This window comes from Amycolatopsis sp. NPDC101161 (assembly GCF_044768185.1).
Classification (GTDB): Bacteria; Actinomycetota; Actinomycetes; order Mycobacteriales; family Pseudonocardiaceae; genus Amycolatopsis.
Map to the genome: position 1 here is coordinate 891535 of NZ_JBIWPI010000001.1, position 13095 is coordinate 904629.

Here is a 13095-nt window from a genome sequence, read left to right on the forward strand (position 1 = left end):
ACGGATGAGTTGCCAAGTAGATCGTCTGCTCAGTAGACTATCTGTCGTGAACATCGTTCTGTGGTTCCTGGCCGGCCTGGTCGCCGCCGGTTTCCTGTTTTCCGGCGCGTACAAGCTCGCCTTGCCGCACGAGAAGTACGTCGCGGCGCAGGCTTGGGCCGCGGACGCGCCGCCCTGGGCTCCGCACGCGATCGGCGTGCTGGAGGTGCTCGGCGCCCTCGGCGTGGTCCTGCCCGCCGTGCTCGGCGTCGCGCCGATCCTCGTCCCCTTCGCCGCGACCGGCCTGGCGCTGGTGATGGCCGGCGCCGTCGTGCTGCACCTGCGGCGGCGTGAGTTCCCGGCGCTGGTGCCGAGCGGGGTGCTGCTGGTCCTGGCGGCGGTGGTGGCGTGGGGCCGGTTCGGGCCGTACGCGTTCTGATCCGGATTTCTTTGCATGAAAGGGAATTCCTTGCCCATCGCGCTGGTGACCGGGGCCAACCGCGGCCTCGGCTTCGAAACCGCCAAGCAGCTCGCCGCCGCCGGGTTCGACCTCTACCTCGCTGCCCGTGACGAAGGCAAAGCCACCGAAGCGGCGGCGAAGCTGGGAGCGCGGGCGCTTGTCCTCGACGTCACCGACGACGACTCCGTCGCCGAGGCGGCCGCGCTCGTCGAGCGCGAACAGGGCCACCTCGACGTGCTCGTCAACAACGCCGCCATCCGGCCGGAGCTGAAGCCGGTGGCGGAGGTGACCGCCGCCTACGCGCGGACGGTCTTCGACACCAACACCACCGGCGTCATCCGGGTCATGCACGCCTTCCTGCCCCTGCTGGAGAAGGCGGCCCACGGCGTCGTCGTCAACGTCGGCAGCGGCACCGGATCGTTCGGCCGCGTCCACGACCCGGACCGGCTGGAGTCCCGGCTCGTCGAAATCCCTTACACGGCGTCGAAAGCGGCTCTCTCGATGCTGACGGTGCAGTACGCCAAGGCGTACCCGGGCCTGCGGATCAACGTCGTCGACCCCGGACCCACGGCGACCGGCATGAACTCGCTCCCGGGGGTGCAGCCCGTCGAGGCCGGCGCGGCGCCGATCGTGCGGGCCGCGCGGTTCACCGCGGCGGATCCGACCGGGAGTTTCCTCGACGCCACCGGGATTTCGCCGTGGTGACCCTCACGACGACGGTGGTAAGCGCCGTTCGACGGCCGGCCACAGGGCGTCGAGCGCCGCGTCCACCAGCCTGACGCGCGGCACCGCGGGGTGGTCGTGCCACCAGAGCGCGAGGGCGCGCAGGGAGGCGGCGATGATCTCGATCAGCATCTCCGTGTCGAGTTCGTCCACTTCGGACTCGGCGGACGCCAGGACGTCGGTGACGAAGGGGGCCAGCGCCGCCCGGCTCGCGCGCGTGGCGTCGACCTGCGCCTGACGGGCGCCTTCGTCGGCGGTGGCGACCTGGAACAGCACGGGGATCGACTTCCGGCGCTGCTCGACGTGCGCGAACCAGGCGTCGAGCGCGGCGGCGAACCGCTGCCGCAGCGGCTCCGGGGCGGCGAAGGTGACCTGCCAGGCGGCGCGCAGCCGCGCGTACTCGGCGGCGAGCACTTCCTGGAACAGGGCGAGCTTCGACGGGAAGTGGTCGTACAGCACCGGTGCCGAGATCCCCGAACGGCGGGCGATCTCGTCGATCGGCGCACCGTCGTACCCGCGTTCGGCGAACACCTCGGTCGCGCTCTCGACGATCACCTCGCGCCGCTTCGCCGCGGACATCCGCCGCTTCGGTTCCCTTGACATCCGCCCGGCTCCCGTCCGATCCTTAACCTAACGATCGCTAGGTTAGTGGGTGAAGCCGTGACCGACCAGCTGACGGAATGGCACCGGCAGGGCGTGACGACCACGGTGCCGGTCCGGGGCGTGCCCCGCGCGGTGTTCCACCGGGTGTCGGGAAGCGGAAGCCCGGTGGTTTTCCTGCACGGCTTCCCCGCGTCGTCGTTCGAGTGGGCCCGGGTGGAGCCGCTCGCGGCACGCCGGCACACCGTCGTGACGTTCGACTTCCTCGGCTACGGCGCGTCCGAGAAGCCCCGCAAGCACCGCTACAGCGTCTTCGAGCAAGCCGACCTCGCCCAGGCACTGATCGAGTCGCTCGGCTTGGCGAAGGTCGCCCTGGTGGCCTACGACTACGGCGCCATCGTGGCTTCGGAGCTCCTCGCCCGCGACCTGCCGTTCGAGGTCGGCCGGTGCGTGTTCCTGAACGCGGGGCTGTACGCCGACCAGTACCGGCCCCGGCTGATCCAGCGGGCGTCGCTGTGGCCGGTGCTCGGGAGCCTGCTCGCCCGCTCCCTGACCGAGCGGCAGTTCACCCGGTCCTGGTCCCGGATCTTCTCTCCCGGGCACCCGTTGGACCCCGAGCTGGCCGCCCTGCACTACCGCGCGTTGCGCGCGGGCCACCCCGACCCCGACCTGACGGCGCGGCTGCTGCGCTACATCCCCGAGCGCGCGGCCCACCGCGACCGCTTCGAGCCGGTTTTCACGGAATCACCGGTGCCCTTGTCGTTCCTGTGGGGGATGCGTGATCCGGTGTCCGGGCCGAGGGTGGCGCGGGAGCTGCGGAGCCGCCGGCCGGACGCCGACCTGGTCGAGTACCCCGACGTCGGCCACTGCCCGCACCTCGAAGTCCCCGACCGGGTGGCCGCGGACATCCTCGCGAGAACGGCGACGCAGTTACCGGACGTCTCCGCGTGACAGGGGAGCGCCCCTCGTCTGCCGCAGCACGAAATGCCCGTAGGGGCCGACTTGGACCGCGGTCCTTCCGGTCGGCCCGCGGCCCAGCGGGCCACGCCGGCCGCGCAGCCGAGGTCGGCCGGGTTCGGAGCCCGGTTCGCGGTCGGTGAGCCGCTTTGTCGACGTGGATCGGGCCGCCGGGCAGCTGGGTGGCGATGAGCGCGGCGGCGATCAGGCGCACCGGTAGTAGCGGACGCCGTCGATCTCGGTGGCCGTGAGCTTGCCCTGCGCGGTCAGCACGTCCAGGTGCGCTCCCGTTTCCAAGACCGCCAGCATCCGGTTGAACGGGTCCAGGTCCGGCAGCTTGCGCGCCCGGCGGGTCCAGCCCATCCGCAGCGCGGTCTCGAACGCCGTCGTGGCTCCGGCGGCGACGAGCGCGAGGATCGAGTCCAGCCGTTCCCGGTGGTGCGTCAGGAGTTCGTCGACGCGGGCGTGGACGCTTTCGGTGACCGGTCCGTGGGCCGGCAGCAGCCGGCGGTCCGGCATCTCCCGCACCACGCGCAGGGAGCCGAGGTAGTCCTTCAGCGGCAGTTCGGTGGCCGCGGCCTGGAACCCGATGGACGGCGTGATGTGGGGGAGCACGTGGTCGCCCGAGAACAGCAGGTTCGCCTTGCCGTCCACGAAAACCACGTGCCCGTCGGTGTGGCCCGGGGTGGCGACGACCTCGAGCTCCCGGCCGGGAAGCACCGAACGCCGGCCGGGGGTCAGCCACTCGTCGGGTGGCTCCCAGATTTCCGGTTCCTCGTCCGACAGCTCCTCGGAAAGCCCGGCGAGGAGTTCCGCGCCTCCGCCGAGGCGGACGCCGTCGAGCTGGGCCTGGAGCGGGTCGAGGCCGGGGTCGGCGACCAGGCGCAAACTGGGGCGTTCGCCGACGCCCAAGGAGACCTTGGTGCCGAACTCCCGCCTCAGCGCCACCGCCTGTGTGTAGTGGTCGCGGTGGATGTGGGTGATCAGGAACTCCCGGACGTCGCCGAGTTCCGCGCCGAGGGTCGCGAGTGCCTCGGCGAGCAGCTTGCGCGACTCGGCGAGGGCCCAGCCCGAGTCGATGAGGACCAGGTCGGTGCCGTCGGTCAGCGCGTACACGTTGATCGCGCGCAGGGCGTCGTTCGGCAGGGGGAGCGGGATCCGGTAGACCCCTTCGGCCACTTCGTGGCAGCCCGGCTCGCTCCACTGTGGACTCGCGGCGGTCACCGGGCGCTCCAGCCGCCGTCGACGTACAGATCGGACCCGGTGGTGTAGCCGGAATCGTCGCTGGCCAGGTAAGCGACCGCGGCGGCGACCTCCTCCGGGCGGCCCAGCCGGCCCATCGGCGTGTTCGCCAGCATCGCGGTGTGGCGCTCGGTGTTCGCGAAGCGGTCCAGCAGCTGCCGCGTGCCGATGAAGCCGGGGACCACGGAATTGACCCGGACGCCGGAGGTGGCCCAGTGCAGGGCGGCGTTCATGGTCATCGACCGCACCGCGCCTTTGGCCGCCGCGTAGGAGAAGCTGTTCGCGAGGCCGCCCGTCCGGCCGAGGATCGAGCCCACGTTCACGATCGCGCCGCCGCCCGCCCGCTCGATGGCGGGCCCCGCGTGTTTCATGCCGAGCCAGGTGCCGAGCTGGTCGACCGCGACGACCTGGTCCCACCGGTGCCGCTCTTCGGTCTCGACGGTGCCGGTGCTGCCGATGCCGGCGTTGTTCACGAGGACGTGGAGCGCGCCCCACCGTTCGCGCACGACCTCCAGGGCCGCCGGCCAGTCGGCTTCGGCGGCGACGTCGAGCTTGACCGGCACCGCGTCGCCGCCGAGGCGGTCCGCCAAGTCCTTGCAGGCGGCCTCGTCGACGTCGCTGAGCGCGAGGGACGCGCCTTCGGCGGCCAGCCGGGTGGCGATGGCCGTGCCCAGGCCGCCGGTCGCGCCGGTCAGCAGCACGCGCCGGTTCTCGAATCGGTGCACTCGGTCTCCTTGGTCGTGCGGTCAGACGGCGGTGTAGCCGCCGTCGGCGGCGAGGCAGGCGCCGTTGACGAACGAAGCGTCCGCCGACAGCGCGAACGCGATGACGGCGGCGATCTCCGCCGGGTCGGCCGCCCGCTCGGCCGGCGGCCGCACCCGGCCCGCGACGGTCGGGCGGACGTCCGCCCGCAGGCCCGCGGCGTCCGCGACGCTGTTCGCCGCCAGGCCCGTCGCGACGAGCCCGGGGCAGACGCAGTTCGCGCGCAGCCCGCGGTCGGCGTACTCGACCGCGATGCTGCGGGTGAGCGCCAGGACGCCGCCCTTGGTCGCGTCGTAGGCCGCCGACCTCCCGGCCGCCACGAGCGCGCCCACCGAGCCGATCGTGACGATCGCGCTTTCGGCGTTCTCGAGCAAGCGGGGGATCGCCTGCCGGAGGCAGAGGAAGGTGCCGGTGAGGTTCACGCCGACCAGGCGCTCCCACGCGGAGAACGGCGTTTCCTCCACTGAGGACCCATGGGTCACGCCGGCGCACGTGACGATCCCGTCGATGCCGCCCATCCGCGACCCGGCGTCCTCGATGGCCGCGGCCACCGACTCCGGCGAGGCGACGTCACACGCCACGCTGAACGGCTCGGGAACCGCGTCGAGGGTGGTCCGGTCGAGCACGGTGACGGTCGCGCCGTCGGCGAGGAGCCGGCGCGCGGTGGCCAGGCCGATCCCGCCGGCGCCGCCGGTCACCACCAGGCGGCGACCGGCGAGCCGGCCGTTCGGGGTGCGGGTCATGATCGCGACGTCGACCTTTCCGTGACGGTGTCTTCGTCTTCACGGCCCGAGAGCTTGGCGGACGCCGTCTCCCGCATGGTCGCGACCACGATCAGGCCCACGACCGCGGCGAAGATGATGTAGAACGCCGGGGCGAGGGTGATCCCGGTCGTGGAGACGAGCCAGGTCGTCACGACCGAGACGATCCCGGTGCCCACCACGCCACCGATGTTGAAGCCGAGGGACACGCCCGTGTAGCGGACCCGCGTCGGGAAGAGCTCGGCGTACTGGGCGTAGATGACGCCTTGCTGGACGCTGAAGGGCACGTTCAGCACGAGCGCGGCGACGATGGCCAGCGCGAGCGAACCCTGTTGCATGAGCCAGAAGCACGGCACGGCCAGCACCACGAAACCCGTCATGGCCCCGGCGAGGATGCGCCGCCGGCCGAAGCGGTCGCTGAGCGAGCCCGACCACGGGATCAGCGCGAGCGGCATCAGGACGATGAGGACGATCAGCCACAGCGCGCCGGTCAGCGGGTAGTGCAGGACCGCGGAGAGGTGGACGAGGAGGTAGACCGAGGCGATGCCGCCGGTGGTCTGCGTCGAGTACGCGATGCCGACCACGCGCAGGAGGCCCGCCTTGTGCCGGCGCAGCACCTCGGTGACCGGCGCCTTCGGCGGGGCCTGTTCCCGCACCATGCGGAGGAACAGCGGGGAGTCCTCGACGCGCATGCGGTAGAGGACGGCGAGGACCAGCAGCGGCGCGGCGACCAGGAAGGGGATGCGCCAGCCCCAGCTGCTCAGCTGCTGCGTGCTGGTCACGGCGCTGAGCGTGCCCACCGAGGCGGCGGCCGCGGCGAGGCCGAGGGAGATGCCGATCGCGGTCGCGGAGCCGAACAGGCCCCGGCTGCGCGTCGGCGCCGACTCCGTCGACAGTGACGCGGCGCCGCCGATCTCGCCGCCGGCGGAAAGTCCTTGCAGGATGCGGAGCGCGGTCAGCAGGATCGGGGCGGCGATCCCGGCGGTGCTGTAGGTCGGCAGCAGGCCGGTGAGCGTGGTGGCGATGCCCATGAGGGTCACCGTCGCCATGAGGACGGTCTTGCGCCCGCGGCGGTCCCCGAGCCGCCCGAAGATCAGCCCGCCGATCGGCCGGGCGAGGAAGCCGCTGGAGACGACGCCGAGCGTGCTGAGCACGCCGAGCAGCCCGTGCTGGCCGGGGAAGAACAGCGGGGCCAGCACGACGGCCAGGTAGCCGTAGATCGCGAAGTCGTAGTACTCGATGGCGGTTCCGACCGCGGCGGCGATACCCGCTCTGCGGGCGACTCGATCCTGGTCGGGAAGCGACGGTGTCGGCATCTGCGCTCCTTTGCGCTTGCGCGGATCGGCTGCCGCGGGGGTCAGCCGCCGCGACGGGCTCACCCTAGATCTGAACTGAGGTCAGTTCAAGTACGCGACTCTGCGTGGACTGATCGCTACGGGTTTCAGCAGGAACGGTCTTGACGACGCTGCGGACGGCGTGCAAGCTGAGTTGAAGTCAGTTCAGTTTGGGAGGATCCATGGCAGTCGAGGACGACATCCAGTTCGAGCGGGACGGGCACATCGCGCGGATCTGGTTCAACCGGCCGCACAAGCGCAACTGCATCACGGTGCCGATGCTGCACCGGCTCGACGAGATCATCACCGAGATCGAAGCCGACGCGGAGCTGCGCGTCGTGGTCGTGCGCGGGCGCGAAAACACCTTCTCCTCGGGGTTCGACCTCGACAGCCTGCAGGCCGACTTCATCGGCACGAGCACCGCGATGGACGTCGCGGTCGTCTCGGCGAAGGTCTGCGACCGGCTCTACAACATGTCGAAGCCGTCCGTGGCGGTGCTCGAGGGGTACGTCACCGCCGGCGGTTTCGAAGTCATGATCTCGTGCGACTTCGCGATCGCCGACGAGGCCGCGAAGATCGGCGACTTCCACATCCGCCGCGCGCTCTTCGGCGGCGCCGGGCCGATCTACCGGCTCCCGCGCATGCTCGGCATCCGGAAGACGAAGGAGCTCATGCTCACCGGGAAGCTCCTGTCCGGCAAGGAAGCGGACGAGTTCGACCTGGTCAACGCGAGCGCGCCGGCCGCGGAGCTGGACGCGACGGTCGACGAGTTCATCAGCCACCTCACCGACAAGAGCCCGTTCCAGCTCAAGCTGACCAAGATGGCGATCGACCGCGGCCTGGACGCCGACATCGCGTCCCTCATGGTCCTCGAGCACCTCGCGGTCGGGGTCACGCTGAACTCCGACGACGCCGCCGAGGGGGTCGCCGCCTTCCTCGAGAAGCGCGAACCCAAGTGGACCGGTCGCTGACGCCGAGATGAGGACATCCACCGTGGAGACGGACGCCGACCCGGAGCTCGGCGCCCGCGTGCGCACCGCGCTCGGCCTCGCGTCCGCCGAGCCGTTGACGGTGCTGGAAGGCGGCCGCTCGGGGCTGACCTACGCCATCCGGGGCCCGGAATCCGGGTACGTCGTCAAGGCGGTGCCCCCGGGGCGGAAGGCCGCCGGGCGCGACGACGTGCTGCGGCAGGCCGCGATCCTCGACGCGGTGGCGGGGACGGGCGTGCCCGTCCCCGCCGTGCGGGCCGTGGACGCGGAGGAACCGGCGTGGTTCGCGATGGACCTCGCCGCCGGGGAAGCCGTCGAGCCGGTGCTCGAGCCGGGCCGGGCGCTCGATCCGGAGCTGGCCCACGCGCGGATGCTCACGGCCGCCGAGGTGCTGGGCGCACTCCACTCGATTCCGGTCGAGAAGATCGAGCGTTCGGCGGCCGCGGGCGGCCGTCCGGTCCCCGAGGCGACCACGCTCGAAGCGGAGATCGAGAAGTGGGCACGCACCATGCACGCCGTGCCGGAGGACCTCCGGCCGCAGGGCGCGGAGCTGATCACCGAGCTCGTCGCCGACGTCCCCGGCGCGGTCGAGCCCGTCCTCGTGCACGGGGACTTCCGCCTCGGCAACGTGCTGTTCGACGGGCTCGAACCCACCGCGCTCATCGACTGGGAGATCTGGAGCATCGGCGACCCGCGGGTCGACCTCGGCTGGTTCGGGGTGTTCACCGACGGGACGCTGTTCCCTGGCGCCGGGCAAGCGGTCGACGGTCTCCCGGCCGAGGAACTGCTGCTCCAGGCGTACGGGAAGGCGGGCGACGATCGCGACGCGGCGTGGTTCGCAGCCCTGAGCCGGATGAAGATGGCGGCGATCATGGGCCACAACCTCGTGCGGCACCGCAGCGGAGCGCACCACGACCCGGTGCAGGAACAGCTGCCGCCGACGATCGCCAAGATGATTTCGGACGCCCGCGGGCTGCTGGCGGGGGAGCGGCGATGAAGGTCCCGACTCCGGGCGAGCTCTTCGACCTGACGGGCCGCGTCGCGATCGTGACGGGCGCGTCTTCCGGGCTGGGCGAACGGTTCGCCCGCGTGCTCGCCGCGGCGGGGGCGACGGTGTGGGCGTCCGCGCGCCGCAAGGAGCGGCTCGACCGGCTCGCCGCCGAAGTGCCCGGCGTGCAACCGGTTCCGTGCGACGTCTCGCTGGCCACGGACCGCGCGGCGATGGTCGAGCGGGTCGTGGCGCGGGACGGCCGCGTCGACATCCTGGTCAACAACGCGGGCACCGGCAGCAAAGCGCGCCCGCACGAAGAAACTCCCGAGGCGTTCGCCGACGTGCTCGGCACGAACCTGGTCGGCCCGTTCCACCTCGCCCAGCTCGTCGCCGCGGCCGCGGCCGGGCAGCCGGTCTCGATCGTCAACGTGAGCTCGATCGTCGGCGTCGTCTCGACGGCACCGCGCGGCGGAGCGAGCTACGCGGCCGGGAAAGCCGGGCTCATCGGCTTGACCAGGCAGCTCGCCGGGCACTGGGGCCGCGACGGAGTCCGGGCCAACGCCCTGGCACCCGGGTGGTTCCGCACGGAGATGAACGACGCGATGTTCGACGACGAGGCGTCCCTGCGCTGGATCGAGCGGAACACCATGGTGCGCCGCCCGGGCGAGCCGGCCGAACTCGACGGCGCCTTGCTGTTCCTGGCTTCGGCGGCCTCGACGTACTGCACCGGCCAAGTGCTGGCCGTCGACGGAGGGTGGACCGCGCGATGACCGAAGAGCTGGACGAGTTCACCGAGGACGCCCGCGCCTGGCTGGCCGAACGGCTGCCCCGGCGCGACGGTGCGCCTCGACGCTCGGTGGCGGTGTTCCACGACCTTCCCCACGACGAGGAACGCGCTCTCATCGAGCGCATCCAAGCCTGGCAGCGCACGAAGTTCGACGCCGGCTACGGGGGAGCCGGGCTCCCCCCGCTGTACGAAGAAGCGTTCGCCGAAGTGGAACGGGAGTTCGAGACGCCGGGGCAGCACGAGCTGACCTCGGTGAGCACGGCGCTGATCGCCCCCACCGTGCAGATGTTCGGTACCGCGGAACAGAAAGAGCTTCTGGTCCGGCCGCTGTTGCGCGGCGATGCCTTGGCCTGTCAGCTGTTCTCCGAGCCGTCCGCCGGGTCCGACCTCGCCGGCCTGGGCACGCGCGCGGTGCGCGACGGCGACGAGTGGGTCGTGACCGGGCAGAAGGTCTGGAGCTCGGGCGCCCAGTTCGCCGGGTGGGGCGAGCTGATCACCCGGACCGACCCCGAGGTGCCGAAACACCGCGGGCTCACGGCTTTCCTGCTGCCGATGGACTCACCGGGCGTCGACGTGCGGCCGTTGCGGCAGATGTCGGGTGGTTCGTCGTTCTGCGAAGTCTTCCTCGACGAGGTGCGGATCCCCGACACCCTGCGCCTCGGCGACGTCGGCGGCGGCTGGGCCGTGACGCTCGCGACCCTGGGGTTCGAGCGCGGCCACTCCGGGGCCAACGCGGACCTCGGCGGCGGGTTCGCCGAACTGCTGGACGACGCCCGCCGGCTCGGCCGGGTCAACAACCCGGAGGTCCGCCGGCTGCTGGCCGAGGTGTGGGCGGCGGAAAAGGTGGCCGTCGTGTCCGCCCAGCGCGACCGCGAGTCGCGGCTGGCCGGCCGGGAACCCGGGCCCCTCGGCTCCCTGCGCAAACTGGCGTGGGCGCAGCGGCTCAAGCTGGTCTCCGAAGCCGCCGCGGCGGTCCTGGGGCCGCGGCTCGTCGCCGACTTCGGCGACGGCAGCTACCGCTGGACCGAGCACGTGCTCGGCGCACCCGGCTACCGCATCGCCGGCGGCTCGGACGAAGTGCAGCGCACGATCATCGCCGAGCGCCTGCTCGGCCTCCCCCCGGAACCGCGCGCCGATCGCGGCGTCGCCTGGAAGGACATCCCGAAGTGAACACGACGGAAGCCGTCGCCAGGGTGCGGACGGGCGGTCAGCCGCTCGAAGGCCGCACCGCCCTGGTCACCGGCGGATCACGCGGCCTCGGCCGGGAAATCGCCATCGCCTTCGCAGCGGCCGGCGCCGATGTCGCCGTGGTGTCCCGCAAACGGGACAACTGCGTCGCGCTCGCCGAAGAACTCACCGAGGCGACCGGGCGGAAGATCACCGCGCACGCCGCGCACGTCGGCGACTGGAACCGGCTCGAGGGGCTGCTGGACGAGGTCGAGGAGGCGCTCGGCCCGGTCGACGTCCTGGTCAACAACGCCGGGATGGCGCCGCTCTACCCGAGCCTGGCCGAAGTCCGCGAAACCCTGTTCGACAAGGTCGTCGCGGTCAACTTCAAGGGGCCGTTCCGCTTGCTGGCCCTCGCCGGCGCCCGCATGGCCGGACGCGGCGGCGGGGTGATGCTGAACATCTCCTCGATGGCCACCGGCCGCCCGACGGCCCACGACCTCGTCTACGCCGCCGCGAAGTCCGCGCTCAACACGCTGACGGCCGGGTTCGCCCAGGAATACGGCCCGTCCGTCCGGGTCAACACCATCGTCGCCGGTCCCTTCCTCACCGACATCAGCAAGGCCTGGGACATGGCCGCCGTCGACGAGCTGGCCAAGGCCTGGCCGTCCGGCCGGGTCGGGCGGCCCGAAGAGATCGTCGGCGCGGCCCTGTACCTGTGCGGGCCCCACGCGAGCTACACCACCGGCGCATTGCTCGCGGTCGACGGCGGAAGGCTGGCGGCGCCGTGAACTTCGTCGACGACACGCTCCTGATCGAGACCCCCGAGGGCCCCGCGCTGCGGGGGAGCCGGTGCCGGGACTGCGGAGCCCACACCTTTCCCCGGCAGGACGGCTGTCCCCGGTGCACCGGTTCGGAAATGGCCGACGTCGCCCTCGCGCGGCGCGGGACGCTCTGGTCGTGGACCGTCCAGGGGTTCCGCCCGAAACCGCCGTACACGGGATCCGAGGCGTACGAGCCCTACGGCGTCGGTTACGTCGCCCTGCCCGGCCAGCTGATCGTCGAGGCCCGGCTGGCCGCGGCCGACCCCGCCGAGCTCACGATCGGAACGGAGATGGAGCTGATGTTCGTGCCCTTCCGCGACGACGCCGACGGGCGTCCCGTCTACACCTTCGGTTTCGTGGCGGCCGACCATGTCTGAGGTCGCCGTCGTCGGGATCGGCATGCACCGCTTCGGCCGCACGGACGGCGTGTCCGGCCGGGCCCAGGCCGTGCACGCCGCGCGCGAGGCCCTGCGTGACGCGGGCCTGAAGTTCTCCGACATGCAGTTCGGCTTCGGCGGTTCCCACTCCGCGGGGGACGCGGACACCCTGGTGTCCGAGCTGGGTCTGACGGGGCTGCCGTTCATCAACGTCGCCAACGGGTGCGCGACCGGCGGCAGCGCGCTGATCGCCGCCGAGGCCGCCATCCGGTCCGGGCAGCACGACGTCGGCATCGTGATCGGGTTCGACAAGCACCCGCGGGGCGCGTTCGACACCGACCCGGCCGAACACGGGATCGGGTCCTGGTACGGCGAAACCGGCCTGATGGTGACGACCCAGTTCTTCGGCATGAAGATCCGGCGCTACCTGCACGACCACGGCATCGACCCGGCCGTGCTGGCGCTGATCGCCGAGAAGTCCTTTCGCAACGGCGCCCGCAACCCGATGGCGTGGCGGCGCAAGGAGCTGAGCGCGGCCGAGATCGCCGCCGCGCCGATGATCTCGCACCCGCTGACGCAGTACATGTACTGCTCACCCGGGGAAGGCGCGGTGGCGCTGGTGCTGTGCCGGGCGGAGAAAGCCCGCACCTTCACCGACCGCCCGGTGTTCCTGGCCGCAGCCGAGTTCCGCAGCCGGCGCTACGGCTCGTTCGAAGTCTTCGCCCCCTGGATCGCCTCCGAGCGCGCTCAGTCGCCCACCGTCGAAGCCTCGGCGGCGGTCTTCGAGCGGGCGGGCATCGGACCGTCCGAAGTGGACATCGCGCAGATCCAGGACACCGAGGCGGGGGCCGAACTGATGCACCTCGCGGAAACCGGGCTCTGCGAAGACGGCGAACAGGAGAGCCTGGTCCGGGCCGGGGCCACCGGGATCGGCGGCGCGCTGCCGGTCAACACCGACGGCGGCTGCATCGCCAACGGCGAGCCCATCGGGGCGTCCGGGCTGCGGCAGGTCTTCGAGAACGTGCTCCAGCTGCGCGGCGACGCGGGCGGGCACCAGGTCCCGGGTGACCCGCGGGTCGGGTTCACCCACGTCTACGGCGCACCGGGCATCTCCGCCTGCACGGTGCTGAAGCGTTAGGAGC

At 71.9% G+C, this 13095-nt stretch carries 15 protein-coding genes; 10 read left to right on the top strand and 5 right to left on the bottom strand.

The genetic code is table 11. From position 1 onward, the window contains the following. Positions 1-46 precede the first annotated feature (46 nt). Positions 47-418: a DoxX family protein gene (locus ACIRSS_RS04445; RefSeq protein ID WP_400890398.1), complete on the top strand. Its 372-nt coding sequence runs from the start codon at positions 47-49 to the stop codon at positions 416-418. Positions 419-448: 30 nt separating this feature from the next. Beyond that, positions 449-1144 carry an SDR family NAD(P)-dependent oxidoreductase gene (locus ACIRSS_RS04450; protein ID WP_400890400.1) on the top strand — a complete coding sequence of 232 codons (696 nt, stop codon included), beginning with the start codon at positions 449-451 and terminating at the stop codon, positions 1142-1144. 3 nt (positions 1145-1147) lie between these two features. On the opposite strand, the gene ACIRSS_RS04455 is transcribed toward ACIRSS_RS04450, so the two are convergent. Beyond that, positions 1148-1765 (bottom strand): TetR/AcrR family transcriptional regulator, encoded by a 618-nt coding sequence (locus ACIRSS_RS04455; protein WP_400890402.1) that lies wholly within the window; start codon positions 1763-1765, stop codon positions 1148-1150. Between the two features lie 57 nt (positions 1766-1822). Between ACIRSS_RS04455 and ACIRSS_RS04460 the strand changes: the two genes are divergently transcribed. Next, positions 1823-2713, top strand: coding sequence for an alpha/beta fold hydrolase (locus ACIRSS_RS04460; RefSeq protein ID WP_400890404.1), 891 nt, complete (start codon positions 1823-1825; stop codon positions 2711-2713). A gap of 210 nt (positions 2714-2923) precedes the next feature. Here ACIRSS_RS04460 and ACIRSS_RS04465 read toward each other — a convergent pair whose 3' ends face one another. The 4 genes from ACIRSS_RS04465 to ACIRSS_RS04480 are packed head-to-tail and all read right to left on the bottom strand — an operon-like array spanning position 2924 to position 6800. Next, positions 2924-3943, bottom strand: a complete 1020-nt coding sequence (locus ACIRSS_RS04465) for an MBL fold metallo-hydrolase (protein WP_400890406.1) — start codon at positions 3941-3943, stop codon at positions 2924-2926. Next, positions 3940-4686, bottom strand: coding sequence for an SDR family NAD(P)-dependent oxidoreductase (locus ACIRSS_RS04470; RefSeq protein ID WP_400890407.1), 747 nt, complete (start codon positions 4684-4686; stop codon positions 3940-3942). The genes ACIRSS_RS04465 and ACIRSS_RS04470 overlap by 4 nt, the downstream gene beginning before the upstream one ends. A 21-nt stretch (positions 4687-4707) precedes the next feature. Beyond that, positions 4708-5466 carry an SDR family NAD(P)-dependent oxidoreductase gene (locus tag ACIRSS_RS04475; protein WP_400890409.1) on the bottom strand — a complete coding sequence of 253 codons (759 nt, stop codon included), beginning with the start codon at positions 5464-5466 and terminating at the stop codon, positions 4708-4710. Further along, positions 5463-6800: an MFS transporter gene (locus tag ACIRSS_RS04480; protein WP_400890411.1), complete on the bottom strand. Its 1338-nt coding sequence runs from the start codon at positions 6798-6800 to the stop codon at positions 5463-5465. Before ACIRSS_RS04480 ends, ACIRSS_RS04475 begins: the two co-directional genes overlap by 4 nt. 200 nt (positions 6801-7000) lie before the next feature. Here ACIRSS_RS04480 and ACIRSS_RS04485 point away from each other — a divergent pair, with 200 nt between their 5' ends. The 7 genes from ACIRSS_RS04485 to ACIRSS_RS04515 are packed head-to-tail and all read left to right on the top strand — an operon-like array spanning position 7001 to position 13091. Next, positions 7001-7789, top strand: a complete 789-nt coding sequence (locus tag ACIRSS_RS04485) for an enoyl-CoA hydratase/isomerase family protein (protein ID WP_400890413.1) — start codon at positions 7001-7003, stop codon at positions 7787-7789. A gap of 22 nt (positions 7790-7811) precedes the next feature. After that, positions 7812-8804, top strand: a complete 993-nt coding sequence (locus ACIRSS_RS04490) for a phosphotransferase family protein (RefSeq protein WP_400890415.1) — start codon at positions 7812-7814, stop codon at positions 8802-8804. Further along, on the top strand, positions 8801-9568 hold the full coding sequence (locus tag ACIRSS_RS04495; protein WP_400890417.1) for an SDR family NAD(P)-dependent oxidoreductase: 768 nt from the start codon (positions 8801-8803) through the stop codon (positions 9566-9568). The genes ACIRSS_RS04490 and ACIRSS_RS04495 overlap by 4 nt, the downstream gene beginning before the upstream one ends. Beyond that, positions 9565-10755, top strand: coding sequence for an acyl-CoA dehydrogenase family protein (locus ACIRSS_RS04500; RefSeq protein ID WP_400890419.1), 1191 nt, complete (start codon positions 9565-9567; stop codon positions 10753-10755). The genes ACIRSS_RS04495 and ACIRSS_RS04500 overlap by 4 nt, the downstream gene beginning before the upstream one ends. Next, positions 10752-11543, top strand: a complete 792-nt coding sequence (locus ACIRSS_RS04505; protein WP_400890420.1) for an SDR family NAD(P)-dependent oxidoreductase — start codon at positions 10752-10754, stop codon at positions 11541-11543. The genes ACIRSS_RS04500 and ACIRSS_RS04505 overlap by 4 nt, the downstream gene beginning before the upstream one ends. Next, positions 11540-11953: a Zn-ribbon domain-containing OB-fold protein gene (locus tag ACIRSS_RS04510; RefSeq protein WP_400890422.1), complete on the top strand. Its 414-nt coding sequence runs from the start codon at positions 11540-11542 to the stop codon at positions 11951-11953. The genes ACIRSS_RS04505 and ACIRSS_RS04510 overlap by 4 nt, the downstream gene beginning before the upstream one ends. Continuing rightward, complete coding sequence (locus tag ACIRSS_RS04515) at positions 11946-13091, top strand: thiolase family protein (protein ID WP_400890424.1); 1146 nt, start codon at positions 11946-11948, stop codon at positions 13089-13091. The genes ACIRSS_RS04510 and ACIRSS_RS04515 overlap by 8 nt, the downstream gene beginning before the upstream one ends. Positions 13092-13095 lie beyond the last annotated feature (4 nt).

What these genes read in the sequence shown, in the direction of transcription:
- ACIRSS_RS04495 (WP_400890417.1), top strand. Translation starts at nt 8,801, where the DNA reads ATGAAGGTCCCGACTCCGGGCGAGCTCTTCGACCTGACGGGCCGCGTC.
- ACIRSS_RS04475 (WP_400890409.1), bottom strand. Translation starts at nt 5,466, where the DNA reads ATGACCCGCACCCCGAACGGCCGGCTCGCCGGTCGCCGCCTGGTGGTG.
- ACIRSS_RS04485 (WP_400890413.1), top strand. Translation starts at nt 7,001, where the DNA reads ATGGCAGTCGAGGACGACATCCAGTTCGAGCGGGACGGGCACATCGCG.
- ACIRSS_RS04515 (WP_400890424.1), top strand. Translation starts at nt 11,946, where the DNA reads ATGTCTGAGGTCGCCGTCGTCGGGATCGGCATGCACCGCTTCGGCCGC.
- ACIRSS_RS04455 (WP_400890402.1), bottom strand. Translation starts at nt 1,765, where the DNA reads ATGTCAAGGGAACCGAAGCGGCGGATGTCCGCGGCGAAGCGGCGCGAG.
- ACIRSS_RS04480 (WP_400890411.1), bottom strand. Translation starts at nt 6,800, where the DNA reads ATGCCGACACCGTCGCTTCCCGACCAGGATCGAGTCGCCCGCAGAGCG.
- ACIRSS_RS04500 (WP_400890419.1), top strand. Translation starts at nt 9,565, where the DNA reads ATGACCGAAGAGCTGGACGAGTTCACCGAGGACGCCCGCGCCTGGCTG.